Annotated in this window: 13 protein-coding genes; 6 read left to right on the forward strand and 7 right to left on the reverse strand. The window is 71.2% G+C overall.

All coding sequences use genetic code 11. The annotated features are described in order from the left end of the window. The 3 genes from VF697_RS05285 to VF697_RS05295 form a co-directional block, all read right to left on the reverse strand. Positions 1-972: efflux RND transporter periplasmic adaptor subunit (locus VF697_RS05285; protein ID WP_331092388.1), on the reverse strand; the 972-nt coding region annotated here is incomplete at its 3' end. Next, positions 969-1,742: a helix-turn-helix domain-containing protein gene (locus tag VF697_RS05290; RefSeq protein ID WP_331092389.1), complete on the reverse strand. Its 774-nt coding sequence runs from the start codon at positions 1,740-1,742 to the stop codon at positions 969-971. The genes VF697_RS05290 and VF697_RS05285, both read right to left, overlap by 4 nt. A gap of 122 nt (positions 1,743-1,864) precedes the next feature. Further along, positions 1,865-2,551: a DUF2293 domain-containing protein gene (locus VF697_RS05295; RefSeq protein ID WP_331092390.1), complete on the reverse strand. Its 687-nt coding sequence runs from the start codon at positions 2,549-2,551 to the stop codon at positions 1,865-1,867. A 134-nt stretch (positions 2,552-2,685) separates the two neighbouring features. Between VF697_RS05295 and rnz the strand changes: the two genes are divergently transcribed. Then, a complete protein-coding gene (rnz, locus tag VF697_RS05300; protein WP_331092391.1) occupies positions 2,686-3,609 on the forward strand; it encodes a ribonuclease Z in 924 nt (307 codons plus the stop codon). Between the two features lie 18 nt (positions 3,610-3,627). Here rnz and VF697_RS05305 read toward each other — a convergent pair whose 3' ends face one another. Both VF697_RS05305 and VF697_RS05310 read right to left on the reverse strand, forming a co-directional pair. Further along, positions 3,628-4,143 (reverse strand): hypothetical protein, encoded by a 516-nt coding sequence (locus VF697_RS05305; protein WP_331092392.1) that lies wholly within the window; start codon positions 4,141-4,143, stop codon positions 3,628-3,630. 81 nt (positions 4,144-4,224) lie between these two features. Then, entirely contained in the window at positions 4,225-4,779 is a 555-nt protein-coding gene (locus VF697_RS05310) for a hypothetical protein (protein WP_331092393.1), read from the reverse strand. 190 nt (positions 4,780-4,969) lie between these two features. On the opposite strand from VF697_RS05310, the gene VF697_RS05315 reads away from it, so the two are divergent. Next, complete coding sequence (locus VF697_RS05315) at positions 4,970-5,491, forward strand: YkgJ family cysteine cluster protein (RefSeq protein ID WP_331092394.1); 522 nt, start codon at positions 4,970-4,972, stop codon at positions 5,489-5,491. A 21-nt stretch (positions 5,492-5,512) separates the two neighbouring features. Here VF697_RS05315 and VF697_RS05320 read toward each other — a convergent pair whose 3' ends face one another. After that, the gene (locus VF697_RS05320) at positions 5,513-6,427 is read right to left on the reverse strand and encodes an alpha/beta fold hydrolase (protein ID WP_331092395.1); all 915 of its coding nucleotides are present in this window, start codon (positions 6,425-6,427) and stop codon (positions 5,513-5,515) included. 175 nt (positions 6,428-6,602) lie between these two features. Between VF697_RS05320 and VF697_RS05325 the strand changes: the two genes are divergently transcribed. Both VF697_RS05325 and VF697_RS05330 read left to right on the forward strand, forming a co-directional pair. Continuing rightward, positions 6,603-7,376 carry a rhomboid family intramembrane serine protease gene (locus tag VF697_RS05325; RefSeq protein ID WP_331092396.1) on the forward strand — a complete coding sequence of 258 codons (774 nt, stop codon included), beginning with the start codon at positions 6,603-6,605 and terminating at the stop codon, positions 7,374-7,376. Between the two features lie 180 nt (positions 7,377-7,556). Continuing rightward, positions 7,557-9,236 (forward strand): hypothetical protein, encoded by a 1,680-nt coding sequence (locus VF697_RS05330; RefSeq protein ID WP_331092397.1) that lies wholly within the window; start codon positions 7,557-7,559, stop codon positions 9,234-9,236. Positions 9,237-9,261: 25 nt separating this feature from the next. Here the strand turns inward: VF697_RS05330 and VF697_RS05335 are convergent, their stop codons facing one another. Further along, positions 9,262-10,104: a phytochelatin synthase family protein gene (locus VF697_RS05335; RefSeq protein WP_331092398.1), complete on the reverse strand. Its 843-nt coding sequence runs from the start codon at positions 10,102-10,104 to the stop codon at positions 9,262-9,264. A 127-nt stretch (positions 10,105-10,231) separates the two neighbouring features. Between VF697_RS05335 and VF697_RS05340 the strand changes: the two genes are divergently transcribed. Next, on the forward strand, positions 10,232-10,618 hold the full coding sequence (locus VF697_RS05340; RefSeq protein WP_331092399.1) for a BlaI/MecI/CopY family transcriptional regulator: 387 nt from the start codon (positions 10,232-10,234) through the stop codon (positions 10,616-10,618). Then, positions 10,615-12,094, forward strand: a 1,480-nt coding sequence (locus VF697_RS05345; protein WP_331092400.1) for a M56 family metallopeptidase, incomplete at its 3' end; no start/stop codon positions are given. The genes VF697_RS05340 and VF697_RS05345, both read left to right, overlap by 4 nt.

A 12,094-nucleotide genomic window follows, 5' to 3' on the forward strand; every position in this document is an offset into this window, starting at 1 on the left:
CACCTCGCCAGCGGAGCCCACCACGAGGACGTGGTCCCCACCCGAGGAGGACAGCGCGGTGGCGGGGAGGGACTGGGCCTCCTGCGACTCGCCCATGGGGAGCAGGACGCGCGCCAGGGTGTTGGCCACGAAGCGGCCATCCTTGTTGGGCACCAGGATGTCCACCGGGATGCGGCGCGTGGCCGCGTCCGCCGAGGGGATGACGGTGCGGATGACGGCCTCGTCCGTGGAGGCGCCACCCCCGATGACCTCCACGCGCACCTTGGTGCCCGGCTTGAGGCGGGCTCGCACGGACTCGGCCACCGTCGTCTTGAGCAGCAGCGTGTCCAGGTTCTCCACCCCGAAGAGGGGCACGCCCGGGCCCACGATGGCGCCCACCTGCTCGGGCGCGTCGATGACGGTGCCGGTGAAGGGCGCCTTCAGGTCGTGCTTGCGGCGGCCCGCCTGCGCCTGGGCGAGCTGCGCCTTGGCGGCGAGGAGCTGCGCCTCGGCCTGCTTCGCCTGGGTGCTGGAGGTGAGGTTCTGCAGGTCGCTCACGTTGCCCTGCTGCTGGAGCTTCGCGTTGCGCCCGGCCACGTCGGTGGCCATGGCGGCGCTCACCTCGGCGGCGGCCACCGCGGCCTGCGCCTGGGCGAGCTGCGCGTCGGAGATCTCCGTGTTGAGCTGCGCGAGCACCTGGCCCTCCTGCACCGTCTGGCCCTTCTTCACGCGCACCTTCTCCAGGCGGCCTCCCACCTCGAAGCCCACCTGCAGGGCCTGGGCGGGGAAGAGCGTGCCCGTCACCTCCTCGCGCGGCGCGGCCTGCACCGCACGGGGCGTGGCGAGCGTCACCGTGGGCAGCTCCTGCGCGGTGGCGGCCTTGGCGGCGGCGGGCGGAGCGGCGTCCGCCTTGCAGCCGGAGAGGGGAAGCGCCGCGGCGGCCACGCCCACGGCGGCGAGCCCGGCGACGAAGGGCGTCCTGGAGAGTTTCACGGTCCTGACCTCGGGGTGCTGCGGGTACGAGAGAGCGCGCGGGCCGGGGGCCGACGCGAGGAAGTCTTCTTCTTCGGAGTGGGCGCGGGCGCGAGCACGGCCGCGGGCGAGACGGCGAAGCCCGGCGGCAGGCTGCCCTCGCGGATGAGGCGGTGCAGCGAGCTGGCCCAGGCCGACAGGTCCGGCTTGTGCTCCATCTGCCCCATCTGCTGCGCCAGCAACAGGTACGTGCCCACGATGAGCGAGCCGATCACCGCGGGCGGCACGTCCGAGCGACAGGCGTTGTTGGCCTGCGCCCGCTGGAACTCCTGCGACACCCGCGCCACCTCGCGGTCCACCATGCCCCACATCACCGACTCGAAGTCCGTGCCCTGGCTGCCGCGCATGAGGACGTGCATGACGTCGCGGTAGGCCCACATCAGCTCCAGCGTCCGCAGGTCGTCCTCGGTGTTCATCGACACCAGACGCTCGTAGCGCGCGGAGCGCTCGGCCACGTCGCTCGCCTCCAGCGGGCCTTCCTCGGCGAAGAAGCGCTCCGTGCGCTCCAGCCGCTGGAGGATGACTCCATCCATGGCCGCCAGGAACTCCCCCACCACTTCCCCGAAGAGGGCCTCCTTGGAGGAGGAGTGCAGGTAGAAGGCGCCCTTGGAGAGGCCGCACGCGGCGGTGATGTCCTCGATGCGCGCCCCGCGGATGCCCTTCTTCACGAACTCCGCCCGGGCGGCGGAGATGAGCGCGGCGCGAGCGTGGGGGTCTGCGGGGCGGGCCATGACGCGGCCATTACTAACCCGCCGGTCACAAACCGCCAGGGGGGTTACTGAATCCCGGGTCAGGAATCCACAAGCGTCGCTTACTCAACACGTAAGCGCGGCTTCTGGACGGATAAGTCCGGCTACGGGGCGCCGAGCCGCGCCAGGGCGGTGCACAGGGGGCACGCGGCGGGCGCGTGGGGCACGTCGCGGCGGTGGAGATCCAACACCGCGCGGGACACCTCGGCCAGCTCGCGGCGCACCTCGCGGCGGGCGCCCTTCACCCGGGCGATTTTGAGGTTGTCGTAGGCGGTGGTCTGGTGCCGCATCCAGGCGATGACGGCGGCCTCGGCGCGGCGCTCGATGGGGATGCGCTCGGTGCGGGCCACGGTGCCGCTGCCCACGGGGGTGGCGTGGGCCGCCACCGCCACGGCCAGCAGCTTGCCGTGGGCGGTGAAGGTGGGGGCGAAGGCGAGGAAGCGCAGCACGGCGTTGGCGAAGTCCACCTCGTACTCGGCCTGCTCGCGCTCGCGGCGGCGGACGTCGGCCTCGCGACGCCTGGCGTAGGCGGGGGTGGCGCGCTCGGCCTCCAGCTCGGCCTGGGCGGCGAGGATGTGGGCCTCGGGCGCCCACACGCCGCGCGAGAAGAGCTTGCGCCCCTTCTTCTCCACCACCGTCCAGCTCGGGCCGGCGGCCTTCACCCGGCGCGTGAGGCCCGCGTCCCCGGGGGGCAGCAGGGCCCAGCCGGCGGGCACGGAGTGGAGGGAGCCATCGGCCGCGCGCACGCGGCGCGGGTCGCTCGTCGGGGAGAAGGTGAGGGAGTCGCTCATTGTCGGGGCGGCGCCTCTTAGCCCACCCGGCGTCAGAGGGGGAAGCGCCCCCGCGTCAACCTCGTGGTACATGGAGCATGTCGCCAGCGCACGGACGCTGCGCGGGAGGGACTTCCATCGTGGGCAGCGCCGGTATGTCCATTCTCAGGCTCACCTTCCTCGGCACCTCGGCCGCCCAGCCGACGCTGCACCGCAACCTGTCCGGGTTGGCGGTGAAGGCGGACGCCGACCTGCTCCTCTTCGACTGCGGCGAGGGCAGCCAGCGGCAGATGGTGCGCTTTGGCACCGGCTTCACCGTCGACGCCGTCTTCTTCACCCACTTCCACGCCGACCACTACCTGGGAATCATCGGCTTCCTGCGCACGCTGGGGATGATGGGCCGGGGCACGCCCGTGCAGCTCTACGGCCCGCCTCCGGCGCGGCGGCTGCTGCACCAGGCGGTGCACCTGGGCGTGGAGTCGCTCTCCTTCCCCGTGGAGTTCCACGAGCTGCGCGATGGCGACAAGGTGGAGCGGCGCGGCTACACGGTGCACGCGGTGGGGGTGGACCACCGCATCAACGCGCTGGGCTACGTGCTGCAGGAGGACGAGCGCCCGGGCAAGTTCAACCTGGAGAAGGCCAAGGCCATGGGGATTCCGTCCGGGCCCGTCTTCGGCCAGCTCCAGCGGGGCGAGCCGGTGACGCTGCCGGATGGCCGCACCATCCATCCCGAGGAGGTGGTGGGAGACCCGCGGCCCGGACGGCGGCTGGTCATCTCCGGCGACACCCGCCCGTGCCAGTCACTGGTGCGCGCGTCGAAGGACGCGGACCTGCTCATCCACGAGTCCACCTTCTCCGATGACGAGCAGGAGCGCGCGCAGGAGACGCGGCACTCCACCGCTCGCGAGGCGGCGCAGGTGGCGCGCGAGGCGGGTGCCAGGCGGCTCATCCTCACGCACCTGTCCAGCCGTCACGACACCGACCCCTCGCGGCTGCTCACGCAGGCCCGCGAGGAGTTCAAGGGGCCCGTCGAGGTGGCATTCGACGGGCTCACCGTGGAGCTGCCCCTCCGCGACTGAGCGCCGGGGCGGCCCGCGCTACTTGAAGGACTTCTCGGCCTCCTCGCGCAGCGCCTTGGCCCCCTCGGGGTCCACGCGCTGCAGCAGCTCCCACTCCATCTCCAGGTCGCGCGTCATGTTGGTGGTGTCCGTGCCGAGGTCCCGGCGCTGACCGGTCTGCGCGTCCACCGGACCCTGGCCGGCCTCGGTGCGGTTCTGCTTGAAGATCTCCACCGAGCACATGGCCGGGGTCGGCTGCTTGCCGCGCACCAGGTAGCGCACGTAGGCGGTGCCCAGCGACGAGGGCGCCCCCACCATGTGCCAGTCGGTGCTGATCTCATACGCACCGGGGGCCTCGCGCAGCGGCAGCTCCTTCTCCTGCAACATGGACCGGACCTGCGGCCACACCTCGGCGATGGGCTTGCGGTACACGTGCTGCATGGCCTTGTCCTGGATGTAGGCATCGCGCCGGGCGGACGCGCACCCGGCGGCGAGCGTGGAGACGGCGAGCAGCACCAGGGACAGCGACCACGGCGAACGCTTCGACGGCTTCATGTTGGGTTCTCCCCCGAGAGTTGAAGATGCGGCGGGAGATTTGAAGCACGGCCCCGCGCTCGCGCCAAGTCGCCAGTCACCTCAGAACGTATAGGCCGAGGTGATGCTGTACCCGCCGCCCATGCGGCCGGAGTTCGCGAGCACCGAGTTGGCCTGGTAGTAGACGGTGCTGCTGCGCCAGTAGCCGGAGCTCTGGCGGAGGGGGAAGGTGCCCGTCACGGTGTAGGGCTTGCGCTCGGTGGTGTACGGGTTGACGGTGAGCACCGTCGCCACCGCGCGCACCTCGTTGGGGTAGACGGTGAAGACCACGCCCGTGACGTTGGCCTTGCTGCCCAGGGGCATGAAGAACTGGTTGTGGTGGTTGTTGGCGTCCTGGTAGCCGTCGAAGCAGTAGACGAAGATGTTGCCGCTCGCCTCCATGATGTTGCACTCGGCGTCATACCCGCCCATGCCGTCCGAGTAGGCGGCGGGAGAGAAGTGGATGCCGTAGCCCGTCGCGTTGGCCATGCTCCCCGTCTGGATGACGAAGCCGCTCTTGCCCGAGATGCTCAGGGAGCCGTCGTAGGCGAGCGCCTGCGAGGCACCCAGGGCGAGAGCGGACAGCGTGGCGGCCTTCAGGACATTCAGGATCTTCATGGTGTTTCCCCCGTTACGAGAACGTGTGAGTACGCAGCACGCGCCGGTGAGGTGAGACCCCTCGCTTCGAGGGAGCGCCGCCACCGGGCTCGCTGACGGAAGGGAAGATGCGCCAGGCCGCCTGCCCGTGGCTGTACCACTCAAGTGGTATGGACGAGCCGCGGGGGGCCGCTCTGGTACACTGCCCACCATGAAGGACGGGCCCCTCCGGCGGTTCATCAAACGGCTCGCGCTGCTCCGCTACACCTTCGACCTCGGGGTGACGCGCCTGGTGCTGCGCGCCCAGGGCGAGCCTCGCTACCGACTGACGGGGGCCTGCAATGGCTGTGGCCGCTGCTGCGAGGCGCCCACCATCCCCGTGAGCCGGCCGGTGTTCTTCCTGCGCTCGCTGCGCTGGCTCACGCTGACGTGGCACCGGGTCGTCAATGGCTTCGAGTACGCGGGCGAGGACCGCCGGCACAAGCTCTTCATCTTCCGCTGCACGCACTACGACCCGGTGACGAAGCAGTGCGACTCCTATGAGAGCCGGCCGGGGATGTGCCGGGACTACCCGCGCAACCTCGCCTACTCGGCCCTGCCCGAGTTCTTCCCCGAGTGTGGCTACTCGTCCGTGTACAAGAAGAGCGAGCAGCTCCGGAAGGCGCTGGAGCAGGCGAACCTGCCCCCGGAGAAGTACGAGGAGCTGGTGCGCAAGCTCCAGCTGAAGGAGTGAGCGGCTCGCCCGCGCTGGCCGTCACGCCGGAGGCGGGGGACTCTCCTCGTACCCTTCCCTCGCCGTGCCCGGGGACTCGCTCCAGTCCTCCGCCTCGGGACGCTCCGCGGTGAAGTGCTCGAGCAGGAGCGCCGCCACCTTCTCCGGCGCCTCCAGCGGCACGAAGTGGCCCTCTTCCGGCAGGTAGTGCACGGTGGGCCGCTGCTCGAAGTACCGCTCCAGCCCCTGGGTGAGGTTCTTGCGCAGGGCGGCGTCCTGCTCGCCCCAGATGAGCAGGAAGGGCGCGCGGATGCGCGGGTAGTTCCGCGTCTCGCGCATTCCGCGCAGGCTCACCGTGCGGCGGAAGGCCTGGCGGTAGTACGCGAGGGCCGTGCGCGCCCCCTCGAGCGTGGAGAAGTTGGCCTCGTACTCCGCCAGCCGTCCCGGTGGCACGCGCGACGGGTCCACCATCGCCCGGCGCATGAGTCGTGGCACCAGGGCACCGCCGCGCGCGGAGATGAGGCGCTCGGGCAGGAACGGCAGCTGGAAGAAGAAGATGTACCAGGAGCTCACGAGCTGCGCGGGGTTCCAGATGCCGCGCGCCATCACCGCCGGATGCGGGGCGTTGACGACGGCCAGCCGGTCCACCACCTCCGGGTGCATGGCCGCCACGTGGTAGGCGATGAGCCCGCCCCAGTCGTGCCCCACGAGATGCACGGGCCGCCCCGGCTGGAGGTAGTGGGCCAGCTCGACGACATCGTTGGCCAGTGTATCGAGGTCGTAGCCGTCCTCGGGCCTGTCCGTGCCGCCGTAGCCCCGCAGGTCCGGCGCGATGGCGCGGAAGCCGGCCTCGGCCAGCCCGGGGAGCACGTCGCGCCAGCTCTCGGAGGACTCGGGGAAACCATGCAACAGCAGTACGAGCGGCCCGTCCACGGGGCCAGCCTCCAGGGCTTGCATGCGCAGACCACCAGGCAACGGGATGAGGCGAGGCGAGATGAGGTCGTCCATGCCCACACAGCTAGGGTCGACGCCCTCCGTGAGGAAGCGACCCCGGGGCAGGACGTCCGCCGCCGTACACGCTTCGCGCGCCCCCTGCCCCGCGCCCACAGCGTGCACATCATGGAGGCCCTCGATGATTCCCCTCAGCGACGACAACCCCACACTCCGCACGCCGATCGTCACCTACCTGCTGCTCGGTGCCATCGGAGCCACCTGGTTCTTCGTGCAGGGCGCCGGACTCAACTCCCTGGCGCTCATCCGCAGCGTGTGCGAGCTGGGGCTCGTCCCAGGAGAGCTCACCCGGCTGGCGCCGGTGGGCCTGGGGGTGCCGATCGGAGGGGGCCTGTCGTGTGTGGTCGACAACGCACCCATCAACCGCCTCACGCCCCTCACCTCCATGTTCCTCCACGGGAGCTGGAGTCACCTGCTGGGCAACTGCCTCTTCTTCTGGGTGTTCGGCAACAACGTCGAGGACAGCATGGGGCGGCTGCGCTTCCTCGTCTTCTACGTCGTGTGCGGACTGGCGGCCGCGGCCGCGCAGGTGATGGTGGACCCGGCCTCGCCCATCCCCATGGTGGGCGCCTCGGGCGCCATCTCCGGGGTGATGGGGGCCTACCTCCTGCTCTACCCGCGCGTGCGGGTGAACATGCTCTTCATCTTCATCATCATCTTCCGCATCATCCCCCTGCCTGCCTGGCTGGTGCTGCTGTACTGGTTCGGCCTCCAGGTCCTCACCGGGCTGCCCCAGCTCAACCAGCTCGACGCCGAGGGCGGCAGCGGCGTGGCGGTGTGGGCCCACGTGGGCGGCTTCGTCGCGGGGCTCGTGCTGGTGAAGTTCTTCGAGAACCGAGACCTCACCTCGCGACGCACGGGGTGGCGGCATCGGATGCACCCCAACCACCCGTGAAGGGAGGGAGCGCGCGTCGGGAACAAAAGGGCACGCCGTTTGCTGAAGCGATACGTCCAGGGCCTCGTACCGCGGCCCGGGGGACACGGTCCCCTCGGAAGCCGCTCATGAGGGTGTTGCACGATGCGTTGGGGGTGGATGTTCCAGGCTTGCAATCCGCGGCACTGGGGGGTGGTCCCGGTGCTGCTCACCTTGTTGCTGATGGACTCGCCACGGCCCGCTTCGGCCCAGTCCGAGATGGATCCCCTGCTGCCCTCCGGCACGCGGACGCTCGAGCTGCACGTGCCCGCCTTCCAGGCCGTCAACGAGGAGGAGGTGCTGCGCGTCACGGTGCGCGTCGAGGGCGCCCAGGGGCCCACTCGCATCTTCGCGGACGGGCTGCCCCCGGGAGCGCGCTGGAACGAGCCCGCTCGCATGCTCACCTTCCGGCCTGACTTCATCCAGGGCGGGACGCGCCGCGACGTCATCTTCACCGCCACCGACAGCCACACCACGGCGCAGGCGCGGATGACGCTCGAGGTCCACGACACCGTCCGCCCGCCCGAGCCGCGCGTCCTCCGGGAGGAGTCGCAGCCCAGCGGCGTGCGCCTGACGCTGGAGCAGGTCACCGACACGTGGCTGGACAGCCCCGGGTACGCCGGACGCACCTTCCCCGCGGTGGTGACGGTGCCGAGCGCCGCCTCGGCCGCGTACAGCATGCCGGTGACGGTGCGCCTGCACGGCGTGGGCAACTGGCCGCCCAAGCCCCAGCAGGCCACGAGCCAGTTCATCATCGAGCCGAGCGATCCGGACCTCACGTACTGGTGGGGCTACTCCGAGCGCCTGCCCCGGGCCTCCGCGCTGGAGGGAGCGGTGCCGCCGTACACCGTGCGCCGGGTGCTGGCGCTGCTGGAGTGGGTGCTGCGCACCTACCCGGGCGCGGACCCCGAGCGCGTCTTCATCGAGGGAGACTCCATGGGCGGCGCGGGCGCGCTGGCGGTCGGCACGCTGTACGCGCGGCACTTCGCGGGCGTCCACGCCACGCACGCGCAGACGGTGGCGCGCACGCACCGGCCCTGGCGGCTGGCGCAGCTCTCCAGCCTGTGGGGCATGCCCGAGGAGGAGGTGCCGGACGCGGACGGCCTGGGCGTCTGGAGCCGCCTGGACATGACGCGGGCGCTGCGGGACGACCCCGAGGCCCGCTCGCAGTTCCTCTTCGTGGAGCACGGCAAGGACGACCCCACCATCCACTTCGGCTCCGTGGTGGGGCCCAGCACCCTCACCGGCGCCTCCTTCTACGAGACGCTGCAGCAGCAGCACATCGGCCACGTCGCCGTCTGGGACGAGGGCGGGCACATCGAGGCCGATCCATGGCTGGGCCCGCGCTGGTGGGACCGGGGCTGGAACCCTCGGACGGACAAGCACACCTTCCTGAAGCGCGACCTCGCCTTCCCCGCCTTCAGCCGCTCCTCGTGGGATGGCTACCCGGGCAGCGGGGGCAATGGGTACCGGCCCTGGCGCGATGACTCCGGGTACGCGGGAGACCCGAAGGTGCCCGGGGACACCGGCTGGGATGGCGACGTGGCCGGCATGCTCAACCGCTCGCTGCGCTGGGACGCCAGCACGGTGGTGGACACGCACGGGCGCTTCGTCCTGCCGCTGCGCGCGGTGCGCGGCCCCGGCATCACCGACTCGCCCACGGTGGACGTGACGCCCCGGCGCGTGCAGCGCTTCCGGTGCCTGCCGGGCGAGCGCATCCGCTGGCGCTTCGGCACGGCCCGCGGCACCGTCACCGCCGCGGCCGATGGCAGCGTCACCGTGCCCCGCCTGCGGCTCAACGAGACCTGGATGCCCCTGGTGCTCGAGCGCGAGCGCACCTGAGCGCGCTCGCGCCTCGGCGCGGGGACTACTTCAGGTCCTGGGCCTGGGCGGCGGGGGTGCCCTCCTTCACCAGGAGGTAGCCGCGATTCTCCACGGTGTCGGGCGTGCGCATGGCCTGGAGGAGCGCGTCCGCCTTCACCCACACCCACGACTGGCCGTTGGGGTTGACGTCCAGGATGAGGAAGGAGTCCGACACCTGGTCATAGGCGGCGAGCGGCGAGATGTGGCCGCCGCCCTTCTGCCCCAGCGCGGGCCGGGTGTAGTTGATGATGACGTAGTCGTTGGCCGTCTTCAGGTTCTCCTTCAGCTCGGCCTTGATGGTGGCGTCGGCGAGCTTCTCGTCCGCGACGCGCAGCCGCACGTCGAGCCCCTTGGCCTCCAGCATTCCCTGGAGCTGGCGGAGCTGGATGCCGGCGTCGGTCTTCCCGCCCTCGTCGGCGGGCTTGCCGAACACCTGCTCGCGGCTCTTCACCTTCGAGGAGGCCTCGTCGAAGAAGTTGTTCTGCGTGTAGCGGTGGAAGAGCGGATCAAAACCCGCCGGCAGCAGCGCCTTGTCCTCGTCCAGCACGAGGCGCGGATCCTGCGGCTTGGAGATGGCGTTGTTGTTCACGCGCAGGGCGTTGAGCACGATGACCGAGGAGGTGGGGCCGCAGAAGGCCTTGTTGCCCTGGCTCTCGAACTGGTTGGCCAGGTGGAAGAAGTCCACCTTGTGCTTGCTGCGCTCGAGGCGCTTGATGGACTCGGGCTCGGTGAAGGACACGAGCGCCACCGGCGCGGGAGCCTTGGCGTCCTTGGCCAGCGCGGTGAGCGGAGAGACGAGGGCGAGGCCCCCGCCGACGACGAGCAGCGTGGTGCGAAGCGTCTTCATATTCCCCGGAGCGTAGCCGCAAAGCCGTCCCTGACGGAACGCGTCGTCCCGCCACCGACTTGACTACAACCGTAGTCAGCGCTTACCTTGCTTCGTGACGACACTTGTAGTCACGCGGGTGGGCTGCATGAAGAAGCCGGTGGGAGACCAGGAGCTGGTGGTGCTGCGCTGGGTGGCGGAGCACGGCCCCGTCACGGTGGGCGAGGTGGCGGAGCGCTTCGGCGAGCCGCAGGGGCTGGCGCGCTCCACCGTCCTCACGGTGATGGAGCGGCTGCGCAGCAAGGGGCACCTCACGCGGCGCAAGGTGGAGGGCGTCTACCAGTACAGCTCGAGCGTGCCGCTGGCGGAGCTGTTGCGGGGCGTGGTGGGGGACTTCGTGAAGAAGTCCCTGGCGGGCTCGCTGTCGCCCTTCGCGACGTGGCTGTCCCAGGCCGAGCAGGTCAGCGACGACGAGCTGCGCCAGCTGGAGGAGGCCGTCGCCCGGCTCAAGTCGAAGAAGGAGGGAGAGGAATGAGCGCCCTGGACATGCACGCGGTGGTGGAGCAGGGGCTCGGCCTCCTGCGAGCGCTGTGGCAGGTGACGTGGCAGGGAGCGCTGTGGGCCCTGGGGGTGTGGGCGCTCACGCGCGTGCTGCCGAGGCTGCCCTCGTCCGCTCGGGCGGCGCTGTGGTGGCTCGTGGGCCTCAAGTGCCTGGTGAGCCTGTTCGCGCCGGGCGTGCTGCGCCTGCCGCTGCTGCCCGCCCCCGAGGCCCGCGTGGTCGTCGTGGAGCAGGGGGCCGCGACTCCCGCCGGCGAGCGTCTGCTCCCGCGGGTGGGGGGTGAAGAAGCCCGCGCCCCGCTCTCCACGCCAGAGCCCACCGGCGCGCGCACGGGCTGGGCGTTGCTGGTGATGGGCGCGCTGCTCGCGTGGCTCGGCGGTCTGGCCTGGCACGGGCGGGAGCTGCTCCGGGGCCTCGTGCAGCTGCGCCACATCCGGCGTGAGGCACGGCCACTCGAGGACGCCTCGCTCCTCCAGGCCGCGTCCACGCTCGGGCGCGAGCTGGGCCTCGTGCGCATCCCCCCGCTGCTCGTCTCCGAGCATGCGCCGAGCCCGCTCGCGCTCGGCCTGCTGCACCCCGAGGTCATCCTTCCCCGCCGGGCGCTGGAGACGCTCTCGCCGCAGGAGCAGCGCATGGCCCTCGCGCACGAGCTCGCCCATGTGCGGCGTGGGGACCTGTGGCTCGGCTGGGTGCCGGCGCTCGCGCGGGCCGTGCTCTTCTTCCACCCGCTCGTGCGGCGGGCCTGCCGGGAGTACGCGCTCGCCCGCGAGGAGGCCTGTGATGCCGTCGCGCTCCAGGCCACCGGTGCCGCGCCCCGCGAGTACGGGCGACTGCTGCTCCTCTTCGGTGTCGCCCGCGCTCCGGCTGCCGCGGCGATGCCCGGTGCCTCGTCTCATCTCGCAGCCCTCAAACGGAGGATCGCCATGCTGGAACACGCTGGTAGCGAATCGAAGCACCCCCACCGCTGGGCGCGCTGGGCCCTGGGAGGCCTCGCGCTGGTGGCACTCGTCCCCTTCCAGGTGGTGGCCCGGGAGGCCGCGGCCCCCACGCCTCCGCCCTCGGCGCCCCTGCTCGCCCAGGCGCCCGCCTCGCCCGCGCCGAAGGCTCCGGTGCCCGTGCCCGTGCCCGTGCCTCCGGTTGCCGGGAAGCCCCCCGCCGCGCTGAATCCTCCGCGAGCACCCCATGAGGACGACGACAGCAGGTTCTCCTACGTCTTCCTTCACTCCTCGGATAACGCGTCGATGTCCGGCTCGATGCAGGATCTGAAGGTGGCCCGCGCCCTGGCGAACAACGGGAAGCTGCCGCTGCTCTACCTGCGCCGCGATGATGGCCAGGAGTTCCTCATCCGGGATGCGGCGACGCTGAAGACCTTCGACGACACCTTCAAGGGCGTGAGGGAGATCGGCGAGAAGCAGAGCGAGCTCGGCGAGAAGCAGGGAGAGCTCGGCGGGA

It is taken from the genome of Archangium sp., assembly GCF_036388035.1.
Taxonomy (GTDB): Bacteria; Myxococcota; Myxococcia; order Myxococcales; family Myxococcaceae; genus Archangium.

Coding starts and splice junctions, on each gene's coding strand:
- VF697_RS05290 (WP_331092389.1), bottom strand. CDS start 1,742: ATGGCCCGCCCCGCAGACCCCCACGCTCGCGCCGCGCTCATCTCCGCC.
- VF697_RS05295 (WP_331092390.1), bottom strand. CDS start 2,551: ATGAGCGACTCCCTCACCTTCTCCCCGACGAGCGACCCGCGCCGCGTG.
- rnz (WP_331092391.1), top strand. CDS start 2,686: ATGTCCATTCTCAGGCTCACCTTCCTCGGCACCTCGGCCGCCCAGCCG.
- VF697_RS05305 (WP_331092392.1), bottom strand. CDS start 4,143: ATGAAGCCGTCGAAGCGTTCGCCGTGGTCGCTGTCCCTGGTGCTGCTC.
- VF697_RS05310 (WP_331092393.1), bottom strand. CDS start 4,779: ATGAAGATCCTGAATGTCCTGAAGGCCGCCACGCTGTCCGCTCTCGCC.
- VF697_RS05315 (WP_331092394.1), top strand. CDS start 4,970: ATGAAGGACGGGCCCCTCCGGCGGTTCATCAAACGGCTCGCGCTGCTC.
- VF697_RS05320 (WP_331092395.1), bottom strand. CDS start 6,427: ATGCAAGCCCTGGAGGCTGGCCCCGTGGACGGGCCGCTCGTACTGCTG.
- VF697_RS05325 (WP_331092396.1), top strand. CDS start 6,603: ATGATTCCCCTCAGCGACGACAACCCCACACTCCGCACGCCGATCGTC.
- VF697_RS05335 (WP_331092398.1), bottom strand. CDS start 10,104: ATGAAGACGCTTCGCACCACGCTGCTCGTCGTCGGCGGGGGCCTCGCC.
- VF697_RS05340 (WP_331092399.1), top strand. CDS start 10,232: ATGAAGAAGCCGGTGGGAGACCAGGAGCTGGTGGTGCTGCGCTGGGTG.